24 protein-coding genes, 1 rRNA gene and 1 pseudogene are annotated in these 20,793 nt (G+C 46.1%); 21 read left to right on the top strand and 5 right to left on the bottom strand.

Annotated elements, in window-relative coordinates:
• Window positions 1-256, top strand: a pseudogene (locus tag L693_RS28295) (IS4 family transposase); the annotation flags it as partial.
• A 48-nt stretch (window positions 257-304) separates the two neighbouring features.
• Here the strand turns inward: L693_RS28295 and L693_RS0119005 are convergent.
• From L693_RS0119005 to L693_RS0118995, 3 genes are all read right to left on the bottom strand, one after another.
• Window positions 305-562 carry a GlsB/YeaQ/YmgE family stress response membrane protein gene (locus L693_RS0119005; protein WP_025719102.1) on the bottom strand — a complete coding sequence of 86 codons (258 nt, stop codon included), beginning with the start codon at window positions 560-562 and terminating at the stop codon, window positions 305-307.
• A 141-nt stretch (window positions 563-703) separates the two neighbouring features.
• Window positions 704-1,408, bottom strand: a complete 705-nt coding sequence (locus L693_RS0119000) for a phosphatase PAP2 family protein (protein ID WP_025719100.1) — start codon at window positions 1,406-1,408, stop codon at window positions 704-706.
• Between the two features lie 299 nt (window positions 1,409-1,707).
• Complete coding sequence (locus L693_RS0118995) at window positions 1,708-1,935, bottom strand: DUF1128 domain-containing protein (protein WP_025719098.1); 228 nt, start codon at window positions 1,933-1,935, stop codon at window positions 1,708-1,710.
• A 121-nt stretch (window positions 1,936-2,056) separates the two neighbouring features.
• Between L693_RS0118995 and yyaC the strand changes: the two genes are divergently transcribed.
• Both yyaC and L693_RS0118985 read left to right on the top strand, forming a co-directional pair.
• Window positions 2,057-2,647 (top strand): spore protease YyaC, encoded by a 591-nt coding sequence (gene yyaC, locus L693_RS0118990; protein WP_049825217.1) that lies wholly within the window; start codon window positions 2,057-2,059, stop codon window positions 2,645-2,647.
• Window positions 2,648-2,734: 87 nt separating this feature from the next.
• Complete coding sequence (locus tag L693_RS0118985; protein WP_025719097.1) at window positions 2,735-3,529, top strand: alpha/beta fold hydrolase; 795 nt, start codon at window positions 2,735-2,737, stop codon at window positions 3,527-3,529.
• A gap of 125 nt (window positions 3,530-3,654) precedes the next feature.
• Here the strand turns inward: L693_RS0118985 and L693_RS0118980 are convergent, their stop codons facing one another.
• On the bottom strand, window positions 3,655-4,221 hold the full coding sequence (locus L693_RS0118980) for a pyridoxamine 5'-phosphate oxidase family protein (protein WP_025719096.1): 567 nt from the start codon (window positions 4,219-4,221) through the stop codon (window positions 3,655-3,657).
• Window positions 4,222-4,619: 398 nt separating this feature from the next.
• Between L693_RS0118980 and L693_RS0118975 the strand changes: the two genes are divergently transcribed.
• Complete coding sequence (locus tag L693_RS0118975) at window positions 4,620-5,276, top strand: DUF6483 family protein (RefSeq protein ID WP_025719095.1); 657 nt, start codon at window positions 4,620-4,622, stop codon at window positions 5,274-5,276.
• Window positions 5,263-6,477 carry a class I SAM-dependent methyltransferase gene (locus L693_RS0118970; RefSeq protein WP_025719093.1) on the top strand — a complete coding sequence of 405 codons (1,215 nt, stop codon included), beginning with the start codon at window positions 5,263-5,265 and terminating at the stop codon, window positions 6,475-6,477. Before L693_RS0118975 ends, L693_RS0118970 begins: the two co-directional genes overlap by 14 nt.
• 129 nt (window positions 6,478-6,606) lie before the next feature.
• Here the strand turns inward: L693_RS0118970 and L693_RS0118965 are convergent, their stop codons facing one another.
• Window positions 6,607-6,930: a hypothetical protein gene (locus L693_RS0118965; protein WP_025719092.1), complete on the bottom strand. Its 324-nt coding sequence runs from the start codon at window positions 6,928-6,930 to the stop codon at window positions 6,607-6,609.
• 145 nt (window positions 6,931-7,075) lie between these two features.
• Between L693_RS0118965 and L693_RS0118960 the strand changes: the two genes are divergently transcribed.
• The 16 genes from L693_RS0118960 to L693_RS0118885 form a co-directional block, all read left to right on the top strand.
• The gene (locus L693_RS0118960; protein ID WP_025719090.1) at window positions 7,076-7,690 is read left to right on the top strand and encodes a DedA family protein; all 615 of its coding nucleotides are present in this window, start codon (window positions 7,076-7,078) and stop codon (window positions 7,688-7,690) included.
• Between the two features lies 1 nt (window position 7,691).
• Entirely contained in the window at window positions 7,692-8,261 is a 570-nt protein-coding gene (locus L693_RS0118955) for a thioredoxin family protein (protein WP_025719089.1), read from the top strand.
• A 3-nt stretch (window positions 8,262-8,264) separates the two neighbouring features.
• Window positions 8,265-8,894 carry an MBL fold metallo-hydrolase gene (locus L693_RS0118950; RefSeq protein ID WP_025719088.1) on the top strand — a complete coding sequence of 210 codons (630 nt, stop codon included), beginning with the start codon at window positions 8,265-8,267 and terminating at the stop codon, window positions 8,892-8,894.
• Between the two features lie 242 nt (window positions 8,895-9,136).
• Window positions 9,137-9,346, top strand: coding sequence for a hypothetical protein (locus L693_RS0118945; RefSeq protein ID WP_025719086.1), 210 nt, complete (start codon window positions 9,137-9,139; stop codon window positions 9,344-9,346).
• 79 nt (window positions 9,347-9,425) lie between these two features.
• Window positions 9,426-9,812, top strand: coding sequence for a hypothetical protein (locus tag L693_RS0118940; protein WP_025719085.1), 387 nt, complete (start codon window positions 9,426-9,428; stop codon window positions 9,810-9,812).
• 241 nt (window positions 9,813-10,053) lie between these two features.
• Window positions 10,054-10,341, top strand: coding sequence for an Asp-tRNA(Asn)/Glu-tRNA(Gln) amidotransferase subunit GatC (gene gatC, locus L693_RS0118935; protein ID WP_025719083.1), 288 nt, complete (start codon window positions 10,054-10,056; stop codon window positions 10,339-10,341).
• Between the two features lie 27 nt (window positions 10,342-10,368).
• Window positions 10,369-11,826 carry an Asp-tRNA(Asn)/Glu-tRNA(Gln) amidotransferase subunit GatA gene (gene gatA / locus L693_RS0118930; RefSeq protein WP_025719082.1) on the top strand — a complete coding sequence of 486 codons (1,458 nt, stop codon included), beginning with the start codon at window positions 10,369-10,371 and terminating at the stop codon, window positions 11,824-11,826.
• A 26-nt stretch (window positions 11,827-11,852) separates the two neighbouring features.
• Entirely contained in the window at window positions 11,853-13,298 is a 1,446-nt protein-coding gene (gatB, locus tag L693_RS0118925) for an Asp-tRNA(Asn)/Glu-tRNA(Gln) amidotransferase subunit GatB (RefSeq protein WP_025719080.1), read from the top strand.
• A 99-nt stretch (window positions 13,299-13,397) separates the two neighbouring features.
• Complete coding sequence (locus L693_RS0118920) at window positions 13,398-13,859, top strand: GNAT family N-acetyltransferase (RefSeq protein WP_025719078.1); 462 nt, start codon at window positions 13,398-13,400, stop codon at window positions 13,857-13,859.
• Window positions 13,860-13,917: 58 nt separating this feature from the next.
• Window positions 13,918-14,628 carry an MgtC/SapB family protein gene (locus L693_RS0118915; RefSeq protein WP_025719076.1) on the top strand — a complete coding sequence of 237 codons (711 nt, stop codon included), beginning with the start codon at window positions 13,918-13,920 and terminating at the stop codon, window positions 14,626-14,628.
• 82 nt (window positions 14,629-14,710) lie between these two features.
• Window positions 14,711-15,364 (top strand): hypothetical protein, encoded by a 654-nt coding sequence (locus L693_RS0118910; RefSeq protein WP_025719074.1) that lies wholly within the window; start codon window positions 14,711-14,713, stop codon window positions 15,362-15,364.
• A 7-nt stretch (window positions 15,365-15,371) separates the two neighbouring features.
• The gene (locus L693_RS0118905; RefSeq protein ID WP_025719073.1) at window positions 15,372-16,775 is read left to right on the top strand and encodes a DUF4097 family beta strand repeat-containing protein; all 1,404 of its coding nucleotides are present in this window, start codon (window positions 15,372-15,374) and stop codon (window positions 16,773-16,775) included.
• A 107-nt stretch (window positions 16,776-16,882) separates the two neighbouring features.
• Window positions 16,883-17,314 carry a peroxide-responsive transcriptional repressor PerR gene (perR, locus tag L693_RS0118900; RefSeq protein ID WP_025719072.1) on the top strand — a complete coding sequence of 144 codons (432 nt, stop codon included), beginning with the start codon at window positions 16,883-16,885 and terminating at the stop codon, window positions 17,312-17,314.
• A 168-nt stretch (window positions 17,315-17,482) separates the two neighbouring features.
• Window positions 17,483-19,201 carry a glycosyl hydrolase family 18 protein gene (locus L693_RS0118895; protein ID WP_025719071.1) on the top strand — a complete coding sequence of 573 codons (1,719 nt, stop codon included), beginning with the start codon at window positions 17,483-17,485 and terminating at the stop codon, window positions 19,199-19,201.
• Between the two features lie 106 nt (window positions 19,202-19,307).
• On the top strand, window positions 19,308-20,186 hold the full coding sequence (locus L693_RS0118890) for a nucleotidyltransferase-like protein (RefSeq protein ID WP_025719069.1): 879 nt from the start codon (window positions 19,308-19,310) through the stop codon (window positions 20,184-20,186).
• Window positions 20,187-20,661: 475 nt separating this feature from the next.
• Window positions 20,662-20,793, top strand: a 16S ribosomal RNA gene (locus L693_RS0118885); the annotation flags it as partial.

Genomic DNA, 20,793 nt, shown 5'->3' with positions numbered 1-20,793 from the left:
GATCAAGCAACATTTGAATATTCCAACGCTGTTTGGGACAACCGAAAATGCGGTCTATGGGCAACTCTTTTGTGCGCTCATCGTTTATGTCCTGCTTAAATGGTTATTTGATACCGCTCAAGGGACGTGGCCCCAACATGCCATTCTTTCCTTTGCTCGATTTTCTCGTCTTTTTCTTCTGCAAAATCTACCGGTGGAATGGATGATCCAGATTCAGCATGTTCTTCTTAAGCGTGTCTCTGCTTCTATTAATTAAATTACTTATTCTGGTTAATCAACAGACGTGAAAAAATATATATAAATATTAAGTAGCCCTTCTTAATAGCCTGGACACAAGTCCAAGCAGGAACACGAACAATGCGGTTCCGAGTATGGCGGGAATGACTGCAAAATCACCAATGACCGGACCCCAGCTTCCCAATAGGGTAACACCGAGCCAAGCTCCTACAAATCCGGCAATCATGGAGCCTGCAACGCCGCCTGGCATTTCATGTCCAGCCAGCGCGTCGCCTATTAATCCGATAATAATAGCCATGATAATACTTAGTACAATTCCCCACACAAGGATCGCCTCCCTTATCCCTCAGTCTCACAGAAACACAATGCTTTTGATAATGCGAAAGCTTCGTGTGCTGCTTTGTCATGCTTACTTCGTATATAAACGCAGGGACCTTGAGTGAAACAACAAGCCATCCGGCTTCGCCTACAGGGGAGGAGTGGAAGAAGGTCGTAAACACGCTCGGCAGTAAAGCACAGGAACGGTAAACATCAGCCAAATGATTCCTGCCAGATAGCCACCCGCAATGTCGGTCGGAAAGTGAACCCCCAAATATACACGGCTTAGCCCAATCAAGAGAATGAGTAGTGAACCAAGGAAACATGGAAGGAAGAGTGAACGGTTACGAATTTGTCGTTCTATGGCCCAAATGGCAAATATAGTTCCGTAAAATCCCATGGAGATCATGGCATGTCCACTGGGAAAGCTGTAACCTCCGGCTTCTACCAAATGTTGAAGTGCCGGGCGCTCTCGCTGCAAAATTTCTTTGATGAGCGTATTCAGTCCCCACATCGCCGTAAAGCTGCCTATGACTGCAAAGGAATAAGCCTTTAACCGAATATATACCCGGCACAAGAATGCAACGCCGAGGGCAACGAGCAACGATATACGGAATGAACCGAAGGATGTAATGAATATAGCAACAGGGAGCAAGCTGTAATTAGGAGTTGTCATCTGTGGAAAAATCAAACTTTGAATACGTTCATCCCAATGTAAAAAGGGAGCTGTGCCGATCCATCGGATGGAGTAGGCGATGAGAAGCAAAATAACAATCATGACGATAGACGCATACAGACTGCGGCGTAAATAACTTGGCAGGAAACGGAATGATTGAGACTTTTGAGGTAGCATATATAGCCAATCTCCCTCCTTATGGCAAGTTGATAGATTGATCATGTTGTACTATAAACTTAACTAATCATGAGCTTGAAAGCAAAATTGACTGAGGTTCCGGATGGATTCATAGCGAGACCTCTACAATAGAATTGAAATAATGGAAAAATATATATATTAAATAATAAAAATAAAGCTCGTATTCCGCTGCGCTTCTGTTGCTGCGACCGGAGATACGAGCTTTATTTATGAGCACATCATCAGTGTTGCCAAAAAAGATAGGTCATAGGGCATTAAACGCCCTGTCGTATGGGCGATCAGGAGGGCTTGCGCAATCTGCCCAGTTCAGAGACGACGGCTTCTACCTCTGAGATACTCAGGTTAGGTTTGCTTATCACCATATCATAGACATCGTAGATGTCCTCATATTGCTCCAGTGAGAAAGCAGACGCTTGCATAGCAGCTCCACTCGCCATACGAAGCTTGGTTTTAATACCTTCAATCATATACTCAATGTTGGCATGAGACGGTACAGACAAATCCATTGTTAATGTTCCATCCTTTCATAACAGGGGAAGTTGCCTGTATTGTATCATGTTTTTGTTGTAGAATGTACTGAAAGCCAGAATGCCGATAAAACAACAGAATCAAGGAGGATGGACAAAGGTGTCTTTGTATAATCGAGCTTCCGCATCTGGTCGCTCCCCCTTAGATCGTAATGTAGAAAAAACAGATCGTGAGGGACTTTTACCGTTTTTTCGGAAAATTCATGATCAGCATACTATAGATAAGTTGACCTTTGTTTGTATCGGTACGGATCGTTCATCAGGTGACTCGCTGGGGCCGTTGGTCGGTACCATGCTCAAGGAGCAGGGGTTTCCACACGTAATTGGCACATTGACAAAGCCGTGTGACGCGGATCATCTGGTTTCGTATCTGGAGCGTATTCCCCAGGATCATCACGTCATCGCCATAGACGCTTGTCTTGGACAACAGGGATCGACGGGGATGTTTCTTACTGCACGCGAGCCGTTGACTCCGGCCCGCTCCGTTGGACTGGCCCTGCCGTCTGTTGGACATTACAGCGTTGCAGCTATTGTAAACGAGCGCAGCCCCAAGCCCTACTGGACCTTGCAAATGACGTCACTCCACCTCGTCATGACGATGGCTGCACATATTGCTAACGCTGCGGCCGCTGGATTTGGACTAAGAGCGGCAACGCCAGATTTTCCAGATGGCTACCGTTTCAGATATTGATGCTCTGCTTAATAATATACATCAGCATGTTCTACTTACTAATCATTCAGCTCCAATAGATTATATATAGAGAAGGAAGGGTTTCACATGAAAAATATATTGTGCGAAGGAACGACGATCTGCTATGCCGAACAGGGGAAAGGAGAGCCGATCATTCTGCTGCACGGATTTTGCGGAAGCTCCTCCTATTGGGATGAAGTTGTTCCCTTGCTATCCCAAAGCTATCGCTGTATTGTTCCGGATCTGCGTGGACATGGACGCAGCGATGCTCCGCTCGGGGCCTATACCATTGATCAAATGGCAAACGATGTACTTAAACTTCAAGAGCAGCTGGACATCCCGCAGGCTGCCTGGTTCGGTCACTCCTTAGGGGGCTATTTGACGCTTTCTGCAGTACAGAGATATGCGGAGCGTCTTACAGCCTTTGGGCTAATTCACTCAACTGCTTATGCGGATACCGAGGAAGGTAAAGAAAAGCGGAACAAGGCTGTATCCACCATTCAAACAGAGGGGATTACGAGCTTTGTAGACGGGCTCGTACCTGGGCTGTTTGCTCCAGACCATGTGGATTCTATGCCCGGACAGCTCCTTAAAGCCAAAGAAATTGGCTATAAAACGCCGCCGCAAGGGGCTGTAGGAACCTCGCTGGCTATGCGTGAGCGTCCTGACCGCCTAGATGTGCTGTCGGCCTCTGCCTTGCCAGCCCTTTTAGTGGCGGGTGAGCAGGATCATGCAGTTCCACCAGCCCGCACGTTTACAACGGATCGGCCAGGGGTAACTCAGGTTACCATACCGAAAGTTGGTCATATGAGCCTGTTTGAAGCACCTGAATTATTAGCTGATGCTATCTTGTCATTTTTGGAACACAATTTGAAAAGGTAAGCCTGAAGAAGAACTCAAAAACCTGAACCATTTGAATTGATAAATTGATGGTTCAGGTTTTTTGTGCTGCAAATTTCTTTAGCCGCGGTAACTATAGACTCGGTTTTCTGATTACTGCCAGGCGTTCAATTCATACTGCTTTTGTTCAAGGCAAACGCCGTCGGCAAACCGTCAATACTTTCTAAATTTTTCTCGTATGCATATTTTTTAATTCCTTTTTCACCCATCTGAATGCACACGTCCTTTAGTTTTTCCCGTTCGCTCGTAAATGTCATGAAGGGGACCGCAAAACCGCATGAATCCTGCACCATGTGAACGTCAATGACAATGATTTGTCTTGCTCCAGGAAGCGGGTCAAAGAGAGGATACAGCTCATTCCACCGCTCTGTATCGGGCAGCACGACTGTGCCAGTACCGTAGAGCCTTAATACAGAGGGCTCGCCCTCAAATGCGCAGAACATAATAGTTACCCGCCCATTTTCTATAAGGTGCGCACTTGTCTCGTTGCCGCTTCCCGACAAGTCGAGATAGGCTACCTCATGGTCTGACAAAATCCGAAAGGAATCATATCCCTTGGGGGAAAGATTAACGTGCCCTGTCTTGGATAGCGGTGCTGATCCTACAAAGAACATATGCTGTCGCTGTATGAACTCTTTATGCTCCGGTAATATCGAACTGAATTGTTTACCCATACTCCATCATCCTTTCCCCGATAAAATATCAACAGCAATTTTGTTTCAGTGGAAATAAATTTTAAAATTACTGTGTTGATTAATTGTATTTAATGTTTTATTTTTGTTTCGCATGAAACAAAAATAGCATAAGACTAATGGAGAAGCAATATTAAATTTTTAAAACACTCGTCATCCGCCAGTCACTTGATCGGCTACAAAGCATTGTACTATTGGATGTAACATTCCATACGTGTGCATTCTGATGCCGGATCATTGATGGTGAAAACGGAATGTGAATGTTATAAGTGGCATTTCTATATGGCGGCGGTATTTGGCTTTTGGAGAAGGATGTCTTACAATCAGAAGGAACAGGGTTCCTGGTTGTCTAGGCATCGGGATGAAAGGAAGGGAACGGCTTGTTTAGAAAAGATTATTTGCTCAGTATGATGGAAGAATTGACATCCGCAGTAGCAACGGTGCTCGGTCTAAGGCGTGAAAATAAACATATCGAAGCGCTGAAGCAACTAGATGATCTGCTCAACAAGCAGTTTCGTCTTCGTTCAGATTTGCTCAGACGATTACCGCCGGAGCAAATGATTGAGCTTTTCCGATTGGGCCCTGGAATTGAAGCGGATAAGCTTCAGCAGGTGGCTCGTATTTTGGAAGAAGAAGCCGTGATTTACCTGGAAACCGACAGAACAGACGAGGGAATACGAATTCTGATGAAATCTCTTCATCTATATTTGTACAGCGATTCGCACGGCGCAGCTCGTGAGCTACAGGTCTTGCCTGAACGGATTGCGTGTATCGTGAATCTGGTGCGCGAATATGAGCTTCCCCCTGAAACCAGCAAGCTGTTGGCTGCTTATTATGAGCGTGAGGACAGGCTGGACGAAGCTGCTGATGTTTGGTTCGGACTGGCATGGGAGCAGCCAGAGCTGCTATCGGAAGCAAAGTCATTTTACAGCCAATTGCTGGATAAGACCAATGCGGAACTGGAGCGGGGTGGAATTTCACGCCAGGAAGTCACCGAGGGTTTGGCCGAGATCACCCAATTACATGAAAGAAAGTGAGATGTACCTTTTGGATTCACTGCGTGAACTTATATACCAATTGACCACAGGAGGCTCTCTTATAACCGCGACGCTAAGTCAGCTTCGCAAACGAGAGGATGCTTCCTTTACTAAAGTACACATCAAGCCTGTGGAATTGAAAAACAAGCTGCATTACCAGTTTGCTTTTCATTACAGCAACAAAGTCATTCATGAAAACCTAACCCCTGACGAAGCTAATGAGCGCATGACCGCCTTGTTTGAGGATACGTTCCGTCAAGGACTTTTATGTGCCAAGAATGCGGATTATCAGGTGCTGATCAGTAAAAAATATAAAGTTTCCATTCTGACAAAATCACCAAGTAAAAGTAAAGCCGATCTGTCTCATAATCGTAAAAAGCAATACGTGCTGGAGGAAGGGGAACGAATCCCGTTCCTGATTGAGCTTGGAATTATGAATGAGGATGGCAAGGTACTGGCTCGCAAGTACGATAAGTTTCGTCAAATCAACCGTTTTCTTGAAATGGTGCAGGATGTACTGCCTAGCCTTCCCGTAGGCCGTCCCTTGACGATTGTGGATTTTGGCTGTGGCAAATCGTATTTGACCTTTGCCTTGTATCACTACTTGGCTGTACAGCAAAAACGACCTTTGCAGATCGTCGGCTTGGATTTGAAGGCAGATGTCATTGAAACCTGTAACCTTCTGGCGCAAAAGCTGCAATACCGCCAATTGGAGTTTCTGGTCGGTGATATCGCAGATTATAACGAACTGGAGCAGGTGGATATGGTCGTTACCTTGCATGCCTGCGATACAGCCACGGATGCTGCGCTGGAAAAGGCCGTGCGCTGGGGAGCGTCCGTCATTTTATCGGTTCCATGCTGCCAGCATGAGCTGTTTGACCAGCTAGAAAGTCCCGTGCTGGAGCCATTGCTTTCTCATGGTATTCTGAAGGAGCGTTTTTCTGCACTGGCAACGGATGGAATCCGGGCTAAGCTGCTGGATATGATGGGATATCGGACACAGCTGCTGGAATTTATCGACATGGAGCACACACCTAAAAATATTCTGATTCGTGCCGTCAAAGGCCAAGCGGGAGAGAAATCCGTTCTATGGCGTGAATACACGGCATTTCGGGATTTTATTCATGCTGATCCATACTTGGAGCGCGCTTGTGCAGATTTGCTTCCCGAGGGAGCAGGGAAGACGCAGACACATCGTTAGAAATATAGTAAAAGTGGGGCCACTACGGAGCGGCTCCACTTTTTTTTGTAGTTCACAGCTTGCAGTTTGCAGCCACAGAGCACAGGTGGTTCACCTTGCTCCACGTACTCGTGCGTAGGGAGCTTCCTTCTACCCGCCGTAGGCACTTCTGAAAGCAGTGCATAAAGCGTCGCGGTCCACCTTCCATAATGTCGCGAGCTCCTCGCTCACATCTTCGTCCCACCAGTCGCACAGTAGTTTGCGGTTGCTGCGGTTTTCCGCAATCCAGATAAGGTGTCCGATGACCTTGCGACAGTACAGCTCCTCGCCCTGCTTGACCAGATCGGGAGCAATATGAACAGGCAGACGCTTGCGCGCTCGATATAGCTCCTTGCTGCATGCGCGCCTGATACCACGGGCCGTGGGCAAACGGGATTGTGGATTGTCATGTTTAGGAAATTTGCCGGGAGGCATATCGTACCCCCTCCTCTCTCCCATAGCTTATGCGGACAGAAGGCCAGGGGTCACTGACTCCCTGTTTGAGCGAAGTGGCGACTTGTTCAGCCGCTGTGATAAACTAATGAAAATAGAGCAAAGAAGGCAGGGAGTGGGCAGAGAGATGGATTATATATCTGGTGTCATTAATTATTTGTTTGAGATTATTCGTAGTCTTGGATATTTTGGTATTATGCTCGGATTGATGGTTGAGGTCATTCCGAGTGAAATTGTTCTCGCGTATGGTGGTTTCTTAGTATCCTCGGGTCATATTAATTTTATAGGCGCGGTCGTGTTTGGAACCATTGGTGGGTTGCTGGCTCAGTTGTTTATTTATTGGATTGGACGTTATGGTGGCAGGCCGGTATTGGATAAATACGGTAAATACATACTTATCAAAAAGAGTCATGTCGACCACGCTGAAGCATGGTTTAACAAATACGGCACAGGGGTCATTTTCACAGCTCGCTTTATCCCTGTTGTGCGTCACGCAATCTCAATCCCTGCCGGGCTTGCTCGAATGAACGTATGGCGCTTTATTATTTTGACGACGCTGGCGATTATACCTTGGTCTGTTCTGTTTATTTATTTAGGTATGCTGCTGGGAGACAAATGGGAGCAAATTGATGAGGTGGCTGCACCTTACATCAAACCGATTTTGCTGGTTGCTCTTGCGCTCTTGATCATTTATTTTGTAATTAAATGGATTATGTCCAAAAACAAAAAAGGAAGTGTATAACATGAGCCGTACTAACGTATCGCAATATTTCGGAAAGGGCTTGAGCCCTGAGCAGTTTATGGAGGGAATGGAAAAAAACAAGGAAGCTTTCCGCTCCGGGTACGACCAGTTTGTCTGGAATAGCGAAGAGGATCGGGAGTATTTTGAAAGCTTGAACCATCGGGATGATCTGCGTGTACTTATTTTGGCTGCCGACTGGTGTGGCGACGTGGTACGCAACGTGCCAGTTGTATTCCGTGCGTTGGAGAATAGCGGTATTCCGACCGAAGTATTGATTTTGGAAAATCATCAGGCGTTAATGGACGACTTCCTGACCATGGGTGGACGTGCAGTGCCGATTGTAATTTTTGCCGATACAGGGGGCCACGTACTGGGTCATTGGGGACCACGCCCTGCACATGTTCAACAAATCATGACCGAGTTCAAACGTGAAAATCCGGATCGGGAAGCCGATGATTATCAAGAGAAAATTGCGGTGGCCCGTCAAGAAATGGCTGTGAAATATGGGGAGGGAACCGAGGTTCATCCTGTGATTGTTCAGGAATTGCGCGAGCTGATCTCGGGATTTTAACTCATGACGTTATCCATTCGCAGCTTTAATCTCGGCCCACTCCAAACGAATGCTTATTTGCTTCAAGGGGATGATCCGCAGCGTGCCATTATTATTGATCCGGGGATGAACCCCGGCCCTTTGCTGAAAGCTATTGAACCGCTGACCATTGAGGCGATCTTGCTGACTCACGCCCATTTTGACCATATCGGTGGGGTTGAGGCGATTCGCAATGCCAAAGGGTGTCCGGTTTACCTGCACGCCTTGGAGCAAGACTGGCTGACATCTCCCAAGCTGAATGGCTCCTTGATGTGGCCGGAGGCATCGCCACCGATCTCGATGGAGCCTGCCGAATATGATTTGGCGGAAGGTCAGCAATTGAACCTGATCGGACATACATTCAAGGTGCTCCATACACCGGGGCATTCACCTGGTAGTGTGAGCTTTTTGTGCGGCAAGGATCTTTTTTCCGGGGATGTGCTATTCCGTCAAGGCGTCGGGCGTACGGATCTGCCTGGCGGTCGGGAACGAGACTTGTATGATTCGATTCAGAACAAATTGTTCCCGCTTGGAGATGATGTTACAGTGTATTCTGGTCACGGGCCCAAAACATCTATTGGTTATGAAAAAGCCAATAATCCGTATATCCGGTAAAATGTACGAATGTTTGAATTGGGGCAGAACCAAAGGTGTGACAGGTTTTGCCCCTTTTCGACAACAAATTATAAATTATGTATAGACAAAGGTTTTTATTTTTGTTAACATAAATTTATTGAAGTTACATACTAAACTCGCGAAGCACGCAAGCTGTGGATGAATCCCGGTTTGCGTTCTTTTTTTTGCCCATAAGAGGATAAAGAGGCATGAGGCCGTCAGATCACAAGGGGGGAGCAAGAATGAAAAGAAAACATATATATGGGTTACAGCGTGAACGTGGAGGTAGGCTCCGTTTTTCTAATATAATAGAAGATGAAGCTTCCGGGGTAGGCTCTGAACCGAAGGTCATAACGTGGAAGAAGATAACAAGACGGGCCTGCACCCATACACAAAACTGGCATGTAAGGCTGAATGAGCACAGGCAGGGACGTGGAGACGGTCAATTTTAAGAAGCACAGATGATATAGACAAGCTACTTATTTTTTAGTAGACTTAGCAGATAAGTTCAGACAAACGGGGGGGCTAACGATGCATCATTTAGGAGCTAGAATTATGATCGTCGCGGATGCTTTTGAGCAGAATCTTCCTGTGGGCGAACACGGTTATATCATTGCTTACGATCGTAATGCGGACAATGCTTTTGACTATGTCATTCGCGTCCCGAAGGTGAACCGCAACTTTTTTGTACCATCGGGGGACATCGAGCTAGAAGAAAGTATTCTGAAGCTGGAAGCCGAGCGGATTGAGCGTGAAGCGCTGATAGATTACGCCCTTGCTACTCATAATGAGAAACTGTTCAAACATGTGATGAACGGTGGTCTTGATTCAGTAGAGGCTGAGGAAGAAGAAACCGCGGCAGAATTGTTGTCACAGGCTGATTTTATCAAACAAGTCAATTTACGTGCTTGGATATAGGAGTCGGCTACTGCCGACTCTTTTTAGGAATATATAATGCACGATCTCGTTCCTATAGTTTTCGCGAAAGGCACCGAGAGGTGCTTTTTTTATATCCTTTTAGCAACATTTGCCTTATTGATGTACGGTTTGCTTCTGTACCGCGCCAAAGATTGAATTGTAAAAGGTTCTATCCTATAATTAAAAACGTTATTTCAAAGTTCGGTGCAGCATTTTTTGATATACATGAGGAGGGTTTTGTATGAACATTTCTACGGAAGATGTCCGTCACGTAGCCAAGCTGTCCCGGTTGAATCTGACCGCGGCCGAAGAAGAAACGATGACAGGGCAATTGAACGCCATTCTCCATTATGCGGAGAAATTGAATGAGCTGGATACGGAGCAGGTAAAGCCGACCACTCATGTACTGCACGTCAGCAATGTCATGCGGGACGACGAAGTTCGCGACAGTTTGACACTGGAGCAGGTCATGCGCAATGCACCTGAAGAAGAAGACGGACAGTTTAAAGTTCCTGCTGTTTTGGAATAAATTTTACATTTGAAAGGAGGATGCAAATTGAGCTTGTTCAATAACACATTGCCGGAAATACATAACAAGCTGCATCAAAAGGAAATTTCTGTGAGTGACCTGGTAGGACACGCTCTGGAGACGATTGGTGCGCGGGAAGACAAGATCAGGGCTTACATCACCGTTGACGAGGAGCAGGCCCGTGCATCCGCACGTCAGCTGGATGATCAGCTGGTTTCGGGAGAGGAACGCGGGTTATTGTTTGGCCTGCCAGTCGGTATTAAGGATAATATCGTGACGGAAGGGCTGCGTACAACATGCGGCAGTCAGTTTTTGAAAAATTTTAATCCTGTGTACAATGCCACGGTTGTCGACAAATTACGAGCAGCCCAAACCGTGACACTCGGTAAAATGAATATGGATGAATTCGCGATGGGTGGCTCTAACGAAAACTCCAGCTTTTTCCCGGCCCGTAACCCATGGGATCTGGAGCGTGTACCCGGCGGTTCCAGTGGCGGTTCGGCGGCGGCTGTAGCAGCGGGTGAGGCTTATTTCACTCTCGGCTCCGATACAGGCGGTTCCATTCGCCAGCCCGCTTCTTATTGCGGTGTAGTTGGTCTGAAGCCAACCTATGGCCTGGTATCACGTTATGGATTGGTGGCCTTCGCCTCCTCTTTGGATCAAATTGGACCTATCACCAAAAATGTTCAAGATTCGGCGTATGTCCTGCAGGCTATTGCAGGCTACGATCAGAAGGACTCTACTTCTGCGAAGGTTGACGTTCCTGATTATTTGAACGCTTTGACCGGAGATGTAAAAGGACTTCGCATTGCTGTACCCAAGGAGTACCTTGGTGAGGGCGTTGATCCACAGGTCAAGGAAAAGGTGCTGGATGCACTGAAAACGCTGGAAGGACTGGGTGCGGTATGGGAAGAAGTGTCTCTCCCTCATACAGAATATGCAGTAGCTACATATTACCTGTTGGCTTCATCCGAAGCGTCCTCCAATCTGGCCCGTTTTGACGGCGTGCGCTACGGTGTGCGTTCTGACAATCCGGACAACCTGCTTGATCTATATCATCAGTCCCGTACGCAGGGCTTTGGCCCTGAGGTGAAGCGCCGGATTATGCTGGGGACCTATGCGCTCAGTTCCGGGTACTATGATGCTTACTACCTGAAAGCTCAAAAAGTACGTACGCTGATTAAACAGGATTTTGACCGTGTATTTGAGCAATATGATGTTATTATCGGACCTACCGCGCCGACAACTGCTTTCAAAATCGGTTCGCAGGTGGATGATCCATTGACGATGTATTTGAACGATATTTTGACGATTCCGGTGAGTTTGGCCGGGGTGCCAGCTATTAGCATTCCTTGTGGTTTTGCAGATGGCATGCCAGTCGGACTGCAAATTATCGGGAAAGCCTTTGACGAGTCTTCCGTGCTGCGCGTCGCGCATGCATTTGAACAAAATACCGAATTTCACAAGCAGCGCCCACAGCTGTAATTTACCGAAAAGGAGGGAACCCATTCATGTCTACAACTACATCCAAGTATGAGACGGTCATCGGACTTGAAGTCCATGTGGAATTGCATACGAAGTCCAAAATATTTTGCGGATGCTCGACATCCTTCGGAGCACCGCCAAACTCACATACATGTCCAGTATGTCTCGGACATCCAGGAGTATTGCCGGTACTGAACCGTCAGGCCGTCGATTATGCGATGAAAGCTGCGATGGCGCTCAATTGTACCATTGCTGATGTGAGCAAGTTTGACCGCAAAAACTATTTTTATCCCGATTCACCGAAAGCTTACCAAATCTCGCAATACGATCAACCCATCGGCGAGAACGGCTGGATTGATATTGAGGTGAACGGTGAGACCAAACGTATCGGCATAACTCGACTGCATCTGGAAGAAGACGCAGGTAAATTAACCCATGTGGATGGCGGTTATGCGTCACTGGTTGATTTTAACCGGGTCGGTACACCATTGGTTGAAATCGTTTCGGAGCCGGAAATCTCTTCGCCGGAAGAGGCCAAGGCTTATCTGGAAAAAATACGTGCCATCATGCAGTATTGTGATGTATCCGATGTGAAGATGGAAGAAGGCTCACTTCGCTGTGACGCGAACATCAGTCTTCGTCCACGTGGACAAAAAGAGCTGGGTACCAAAGCGGAACTGAAAAACATGAACTCCTTCCGTGGCGTACAGCGCGGACTGGAATATGAGCAGTTCCGGCAGGAGCAGACGCTGGAGGAAGGCGGAACGATTGTACAGGAGACACGTCGTTGGGATGAGGCCCAAGGTAAAACCCTGTCCATGCGTGGCAAGGAACAGGCGCATGACTATCGTTATTTCCCGGACCCGGATCTTGTTACACTGCATATTGATGAGGAATGGAAAGAGCGCATCCGTGCTTCGATTCCTGAACTGCCTGACCAGCGTAAAGCACGCTACACTTCGGAATATGGATTGCCTGAGTATGATGCACAGGTGATTACGTCCTCCAAGCCATTGGCTGATTTGTTCGAGGATAGCCTTCAATATACTAAGGATGCCAAAGCAGTATCCAACTGGATTATGGGGGATTTGCTCGGCTATTTGAATAGTGCCGGTGTAGAGCTGTCGCAGGTTAAACTGACAGGTCGGGGCTTGGGTGAAATGATCGGACTGCTGGAGAAGGGGACGATTAATAGCAAAATCGCTAAAACGGTCTTCAAGGAAATGCTGGAGAGTGATAAGCTTCCACAGCAAATTGTTGAAGAAAAAGGGCTTGTGCAAATCAGTGATGAGGGTGCGGTCCTGACGATCGTCGAACAGGTTGTAGCGGCTAACCCGCAATCGGTGGAGGATTACAAAGCCGGCAAGCAAAAGGCCATCGGCTTCCTGGTTGGTCAAGTAATGAAGGAGAGCAAGGGTAAAGCAAACCCTGGTCTCGCCAATAAATTGCTGACTGAAGTGCTGAATCGCTAATGGCATAGTTTTGACAGGGGGGCTTGTCTTTAAGGGACAGGCCTCTTTTTGTATAGACGATGAGAAAAATTATGAGTTTCCTTTAGGAGGGAAAACAGCATGGTTACCCTGTGTTCATTAAAAGACGATGATATCGTAAGCCAGATATGGCGTCTGCAACACCTTGCTTATAGGCTGGAAGCGGAGCTAATTGGGTTTGACGAGATTCCGCCCCTCATGGATACATTTGATACGCTGAAAAGCTGTGGAGAGTCCTTTTATGGCTGGATGGAAGATGGGGAGCTGCTAGGCGCACTGGCTGTGCAGTCTGAGTCGCCCGGTTCACTTACTTTTACGCGTATGATGGTTCATCCGGATCATTTTCGTAAAGGGATTGCGGACTCCCTAATGAGACATGTTTTGAATGAACATCATAATATACCGTTGTTTATCGTCTCCACAGGAACTTTAAATACTCCCGCGGTTGCACTTTATCGTAAACATGGCTTTCGTCCTGTGTCAGCGGCTGAGGTTGCTCCCGGCGTGGAATTAACCACCTACCATCTGCATAACGTGGAATAATGCTCATAAACCGCGCACCCGGAGAGGGAAGCACACACAACCGGGAGGAGAGACTCGAATGAATAATCCGTGGATTATAGACGATTCACATATAATTTTACGGCTTTTATTATCTATGCTTCTCGGAGGTTTCATTGGCTTTGAACGCGAACGCTCCAATCACGCTGCCGGTTTGAGAACTCATATCATGGTCAGCCTTGGCTCGACACTGATTATGCTCCTCTCCATTTATGGCTTTGCCGACTTTATTAAAGAAGCCAATGTACGTATAGATCCAGCCCGTTTGGCTACAGCGGTGATTACTGGAGTGGGCTTTTTGGGCGCGGGGACCATTATGTTTACAGGCAAATCCATTACCGGCTTAACGACTGCCGCTTCGATTTGGGTCGTGGCAGCCATTGGTCTTGGTGTCGGTGCAGGCTTTTATTTCCCTTCAATCGCAGCGACGGTGCTTGTGTTTTTGAATTTATGGGTATTTAACAAAATCGAACTGCGGTATATGAGTGGACGCAAACGTCATTTAATTACTTTGTACGGATTGTCCTCTCATGGATTACTGGAGCAAATTTCGAATTATTTAGAACAAGAAAAAGTAGAAATACGCAAAATAACGATTAAGGAACATGAGCATGTGCCTTTTCATGAGCACCCGAATCAGCAGAGTATGGAAGTGTCCTTGGAAGTATTGACCCGCCACGATTTTGATCCAGTGCGTAGTGCAGCTGAGCTTCGACAATGGGAAGATGTAGCGGCAGTTTCCGTAGAATGAAGGGTTACCACGTATTTTCCAGTTACTCTTAAATCCGATTGGGGTACTATTTAACTATGAAGACATTTTCAACGGAACACGTATGGAATTCAAAGGGGAGGATGGCATGAACTCGGAACAACCGTTACCGTCTGGAGAGACACGGCGTCTACTAGGGTCAGAACAGCGGGAACAACCCTCACAGGGGAAACGTCTAAAATACGCTAGATTTCGCAAAGTGATTGCCATTATGATGGCAGTGTTGATACCTGGACTAGGGCATCTGTTTTTGGGGTTATTTATAAGGGGGCTTACATTTATTGTATTGCTCCTGTTAGATATTTTTGCGATGCTGTATGTTTCCTCCGATGGCTTGCGGATCAACATCCCGTTGCTTATTTTACTTGGATTATTTATACCTGGTTTGTATTTTTACAATGTATATGACGTCTTACAATCAGCAGATTACATGGTTCGTTACCGCCGTAAGCCAGATCGTTATGCACGAATGGATGCCAGAGGTCAGCAAAGTAGTCCTTTTTATGCATGGGAGCGAGGCTTGGCTTTTGCCGTACTGCTGGTAGCAGGAGGTGGACTTATGATTCTGTTCCGCATGAAGCCTCGCTGGCTGAGCATTTTTTTTGAGGATTATGGGTTCCTGGCGCTGGCCATTTTATTAATACTGATCGGTTTATTCATTTTTCTGCGGGAAATTGTCCTATCTTATAAGAGGAAAAAGTTGAAGGAAAGAGGGTGAAGCTGGCGTGCACCGTAAAATAAGAGTCGGGCGCTACACCTCTTCGCTTCTGTTGATAGCGGTAGGTGTTCTGCTTATCGCAGATGTGCTTCAAAATACTGAATATATGCTTCAGCTCCTTGTATGGTGGCCCGTAATTTTCGTGCTTTGGGGACTGGAGTATCTTATTTTTTTTGGTGTATACTACCGCAAAGAGGGCAAGTCTGACAATGGTAGGCGTTTCAGACCTGATCTTAAAGGGATTTTCTCTGCCTTGGTAGTAGCAGCCTCCGTTTTTATCGTGACCCAACAAAATCATTATATGTACCTGTGGAACCGGGTCAGTCTCAATCTGACGTCAGCCTCCATGGATTTTAGCCAGGCTAAAGAGAATCGATATGATATGGGCGGTGTGCTGGTGCCTGTAACCATGCAGACGTCCGATTTAGTGGTTGATTCGGTTAATGGTGATATAACGCTGATCAGACGGCCTGTGTCCAATATAGAGGTGCGTGGGACCCTGTGGGTGGATCAGGCACCTGCCGCTGAAGCAGACAAGATTGCACAGGCTTCCTCACTGACTTCTACCGACGGCAAGACCATTCAGATCCGTCCGGAGGTTCAGTCATATGGAGCATCCAGCAAGCGCCAGCCCCGTATGAATATGCTGATTACAGTACCGGAGGATCGGCGCTTCAATATGCAGATCAGAACCTCCAACGGGAATATTACCTTGAACGGAGTAGATGCCATCGACAGCATCCGGCTTGAGAGCGGTAATGGGAATCTCATCGTCAATGATGCTATCGGGAATGTCAAAGGGTCCACCCTGAACGGTCAGGTTAAATTGCACCGGATTACCGGAGATGTAGATATGCGAACAAACCGTGGCGACATGCAGGCAGGGGATATTGAAGGAGCTGTGGCGCTGTACACGGTAGTAGGTGATGTTCAAGTCGCACGCTCAAAAGGAGATATCACGACGGATACGCAAAATGGTGATATTAATGTGCTGAACTCTACAGCCAAGCTGAATGCAAATTCGCTTAATGGTGCGATCAAGGTGCATAGCGAGCAGGTGGGTGGAGATTGGAAAATATACAGCGCCGTCGGTGATATTGCTTTAGATCTTCCGTCGAACGGAGATTTTCAGTTAGAGGGCTCCAGCAGTTATGGTAATCTGCAATCCGAGTTTCCATTTAAGATAGACAGTAAAAGTATTTCGGGCCAAAACGGGACAGGCAAATATTTGATCAACGTAGAGGGGAACAGTAATTTAATGATTAAAAGATTACTAATGCCGACGTTGCCTGATTTAAATGGGGCTGGGAGTCCGACTGTGCCTGATCCATCTGAAGGCTCTCTAGTTGAACCGGAAGCCTCTGTTACAGATACCTCCACAGACACATCCGGCGATACTACAGCGCGTTGACAAGAAACTTCGGTAGACCGTACAATGTGAGTATGTCTAGATGGGCTGTAAATAGATGGATTATACATGGATAGGATCGTAAGTAAGGGATAAGGCGGTGGACATATATGGCAGCACGCGTCCAGCATGCTTTGGAACTTCTGAAGAAGACAGGTGTACGCATAACACCCCAGCGCCATGCCATATTAAACTATTTGATGGAATCTATGGGGCATCCGACCGCAGATGAAATATATCGAGCGCTCGAATCCAAGTTTCCAAGCATGAGTGTGGCTACGGTTTATAATAACTTAAAGATGTTTATAGAAGCGGGTATGGTACATGAGTTGACCTATGGAGATAACGCCAGTCGTTACGATGCCAATGTTTCGGAGCACTATCATATCATTTGCGAAAAATGCGGGAAAATTGAGGATTTCAGTTATCCTTATTTGGCTGATGTGGAAGGCCATGCCGCGTTGGAGACAGGCTTCGAGGTACGTGGACACCGTATGGAGTTATACGGAGTATGCAAAGATTGTAATAACAAACAAACGTAGGAATAGAAGCTTTTTGATGAGCATGCATATATTGTAATGGATTGGAAACGTGAGGAATTCCCCATAAGTGGGGATTTACCGCGTTTTTTTGTTTAACTCACTTTTTTATGTAATCTATCAAGTTTACAATATCCAGAAATCCAAAGTTTATATAATGGAGGTTCAATATTGGTCAGAAATCATTCCAGACGTCGTCGTAAGCGTTCACGATTCAAAGGAGCGGCAGGTTTGTTATTGTTTGCAGCGATCATCTGCACAATTACTGTCGTAAGGTATGGTAATCCCTTGCATGAGAAACCCGATTGGCAAGGCAGTGTGCGTCCTATTTTTATTCAGGGCAAGTTAACAGGGTATGAGGCTCAGAACTCCGGCAAGAATATGCTGATTCCCTTCAAGCTAGTACAAAATCAAATTGATCCTACTATTCGGTATGAGGATGAGAACCAGACCATCATTTTGGCGACAAGACAAAACCTGCTCCATATGAACGTTTCGAAGTCGCAAGGAGAGCTAAATGGTAAAGCATATGCGCTGACCGCAACCCCGCAAGTGATTAGCGGTGAATTGTACATCCCGATACAAGCTGTTCGTGAAGTATATGGTGTGTCCGTTCACGAAGATCCGGTGACAGGTGCAGTCATCCTGATGAGAGCCGGGGATAAGGTCAAATTGGGAAGTGTAGAAAAGAAAGATGGGGGGCAGGATGATAAAATCGCTTTACGTAAAGATGCCTCTAGCCTATCTTTTATTTTGACAGATATATCTCAGCAAACGAAGGTGCGGATTTGGTCCAAACAGGGCGATTGGTATTTTGTGCAATTGGATAATGGCTATGCAGGATACGTCAAGGTAGACAATGTCTCTGAAGGTGGAGAGCTTGCGGTGTCTTCAGTTAAGGACGTTTTGTCCATCTCGGAGAAGCATTGGGAGGGTAGACCAGTTAACCTAGCTTGGGAGGCTGTCTATAATCGTAAGCCCAATCCTTCTACATTTGATCCTATGCCCGGGGTCAATGTAGTGAGTCCCACATGGTTCAGTGTCGTTGATCAGGAGGGTACTGTAGAAAGCAAGGCTGATTCGGCTTATGTCAGTTGGGCGCATCGTCAGGGGATGGAGGTATGGGGCTTACTGAGTAACAGCTTTAATCCCGAACTAACGACAGAAGCATTGTCTACCTTTGAACGGCGAAAGTCAATTGTGGATCAGATGATTTCATATGCCCAAGAATATGACCTGGACGGCATTAATATTGATTTTGAAAATGTTCATACGAAGGACGGCCCTAATGTTACCCAATTCTTGCGGGAGCTTAAGCCAATGGCTCGGGAACATGATTTGATATTATCCGTTGATGTTACGCCCAAATCTCAGAGTGAGATGTGGTCTGCTTTTTTAGATCGAAAATCATTGGGGAGTATTACAGATTACCTTATGGTAATGGCGTATGATGAACATTGGGCTGCCAGTCCCAAGGCAGGTTCTGTGGCCTCGCTGCCGTGGACGGAAGCGTCAATGAAGCGAATTCTTCAGGAGGACGAGGTCCCGTCGCAAAAAGTAGTGTTGGGAATTCCGTTATATACCCGTGTTTGGTCGGAGACTCCTGACAAAGGGAAGATTAAGGTTACCTCTAAATCACTTGGCATGGAGTCAGCAGCGGCCATCGTAGAAAAGTTTAAATTAAAGCCTAAATTCAGAGCTTCCGAAGGTCAAAATTATGTGGAATATACTGAAGACGGTGTGGTCAAAAAGATTTGGCTGGAGGATCAGGTGTCTCTGGAGGCGAGAGTGGAACTTGCCAAATCCCTGAAACTCGGAGGAATTGGTGTGTGGAATCGGTCCTTTGCAGATAAAAACGCATGGGAGACTTTAAAAGAAATAAGTAAATAAGCATAAAAAATTATACAATTGAAGAAGGAAGTTGTTTCTTTATGTAGAAGTGTTCACATATATCCAAATTTAGCGGTTAAGCCGCCTTGCAGGTATGGAGGGAGAAGTGCAGCAAACCAAATTAAACTTGATGTATGATGAATTGTTGCAGAAAAATTCGATAGGTGTTATTTCGTACAGGAAACCGGGAGAGTTTTTTCACGGAGCGATGTTGTACGACTTTGATGAACTTATTCTAATTATTGGAGAAGGCCAGCCACCAGCCAGGTTCATACAGCATTTACTTATTGATGGATTAAGATGTCAGGTGTTGCATGTATCACTTGCTTGTTTGAAGGGCTGGATTATCGCTGGTGAATATGCCAACGTTATAGATTATTTGCTGGAAGGACGTATCGTTTGGGAGAGAGATGACAGGGTCCGTCTTTTAAGACAGGAAATTGTCGAATTCAATGAACCGCTGCGGGAGCAAAAGAGGTTTCATGAGTTTTCTCGCTTCCTGGTCAATTACGTTCATGGTAAGAGAGCAATGCGAGAAGGTCGAACCATTGACGCGTATCAAAGTGTCTTGAAGGCGTTGGATCATTGGGCCTCAATTGAACTCATTGAGCGGGGGATTTATCCGAAGGTACATTTATGGCTTCAGGTACAGCCGTTGGATCGAACAGTCTATAAGCTGTATAACGAGCTCACATTGAGTATGGAAACTTTGGAGCAGCGGATTGAACTGGTACTGCTTGCTTGCGAATTTTCAGTTATGTCTAAAATGAAAGAGTGCTCTTCCCCGCTATTCCGCATATTAGGTAGCAGACGTGAGCCTTGGTCTATAGATGAACTCATTAATCATCCTGAGCTAAAAAATCTCCAACTGGATCTTACCGTCGTGCTTCGCAAACTGGTGTACCGTTCACTCATTAAGGAATCAAGTGCTGGGGGCTTTATAGATCGCACGCATCGTCGTGAACTGCGTTACTCTCTTATTTGATTGAGCAAGATCAGTTTTGTCAGGAAGAAAGGTCGTTAAGCTGACTTTTCTTCCTTTTTTTCATTTGGATAAAGTTATAAGTGGCTTAAAACATATAAATTATCAATTTAGGTTGACGAGTATATTAAATATGTGCTAAGTTATAACTCGCCCCATGAAGCAGCATGAATAATTTAGAACTGTTTAAAGCAGGATAAGTGTGTTGCATTCAAGCAAAAAAATGAAGTAAAAAAATAAATTTTAAAAAAGTGCTTGACGAAAAATGAGGTTATGTGTTACATTATTTAAGTCGCCGCTGAGACGCGGTGGTGAAACAAAGCGAGAACAAAAGTAAGTCAATAATGCAGGTTTGATCTTTGAAAACTGAACAACGAGTGAGTAATATGATTTTGTTCGCAAAATCAACATTGAGATATTTTATCTCGTCAGTTTCAATGAGCTAATCGCTCTTTTTATAACCAACCTTGGTTGGTCTTTATTGGAGAGTTTGATCCTGGCTCAGGACGAACGCTGGCGGCGTGCCTAATACATGCAAGTCGAGCGGGGTCCATTAGAAGCTTGCTTCTAATGGACCTAGCGGCGGACGGGTGAGTAACACGTAGGCAAC

Source organism: Paenibacillus sp. 1-18 (assembly GCF_000520755.1).
Classification (GTDB): Bacteria; Bacillota; Bacilli; order Paenibacillales; family Paenibacillaceae; genus Paenibacillus; species Paenibacillus brasilensis.
The sequence above is the reverse complement of the archived record's forward strand: the minus strand, read 5'-3'. Positions and strand labels throughout refer to the sequence as shown.

Bases quoted from the DNA above. Each gene is read 5' to 3' on its own strand.
- L693_RS0118915 (WP_025719076.1), top strand. From the start codon at position 13,918: ATGAATAATCCGTGGATTATAGACGATTCACATATAATTTTACGGCTT.
- L693_RS0118970 (WP_025719093.1), top strand. From the start codon at position 5,263: ATGAAAGAAAGTGAGATGTACCTTTTGGATTCACTGCGTGAACTTATA.
- L693_RS0118920 (WP_025719078.1), top strand. From the start codon at position 13,398: ATGGTTACCCTGTGTTCATTAAAAGACGATGATATCGTAAGCCAGATA.
- L693_RS0118995 (WP_025719098.1), bottom strand. From the start codon at position 1,935: ATGGATTTGTCTGTACCGTCTCATGCCAACATTGAGTATATGATTGAA.
- L693_RS0118980 (WP_025719096.1), bottom strand. From the start codon at position 4,221: ATGGGTAAACAATTCAGTTCGATATTACCGGAGCATAAAGAGTTCATA.
- L693_RS0118985 (WP_025719097.1), top strand. From the start codon at position 2,735: ATGAAAAATATATTGTGCGAAGGAACGACGATCTGCTATGCCGAACAG.
- L693_RS0118960 (WP_025719090.1), top strand. From the start codon at position 7,076: ATGGATTATATATCTGGTGTCATTAATTATTTGTTTGAGATTATTCGT.
- L693_RS0118910 (WP_025719074.1), top strand. From the start codon at position 14,711: ATGGAATTCAAAGGGGAGGATGGCATGAACTCGGAACAACCGTTACCG.
- L693_RS0118955 (WP_025719089.1), top strand. From the start codon at position 7,692: ATGAGCCGTACTAACGTATCGCAATATTTCGGAAAGGGCTTGAGCCCT.
- gatB (WP_025719080.1), top strand. From the start codon at position 11,853: ATGTCTACAACTACATCCAAGTATGAGACGGTCATCGGACTTGAAGTC.
- gatC (WP_025719083.1), top strand. From the start codon at position 10,054: ATGAACATTTCTACGGAAGATGTCCGTCACGTAGCCAAGCTGTCCCGG.
- L693_RS0119000 (WP_025719100.1), bottom strand. From the start codon at position 1,408: ATGCTACCTCAAAAGTCTCAATCATTCCGTTTCCTGCCAAGTTATTTA.
- perR (WP_025719072.1), top strand. From the start codon at position 16,883: ATGGCAGCACGCGTCCAGCATGCTTTGGAACTTCTGAAGAAGACAGGT.
- L693_RS0118940 (WP_025719085.1), top strand. From the start codon at position 9,426: ATGCATCATTTAGGAGCTAGAATTATGATCGTCGCGGATGCTTTTGAG.
- L693_RS0118945 (WP_025719086.1), top strand. From the start codon at position 9,137: ATGAAAAGAAAACATATATATGGGTTACAGCGTGAACGTGGAGGTAGG.
- L693_RS0118950 (WP_025719088.1), top strand. From the start codon at position 8,265: ATGACGTTATCCATTCGCAGCTTTAATCTCGGCCCACTCCAAACGAAT.
- L693_RS0118965 (WP_025719092.1), bottom strand. From the start codon at position 6,930: ATGCCTCCCGGCAAATTTCCTAAACATGACAATCCACAATCCCGTTTG.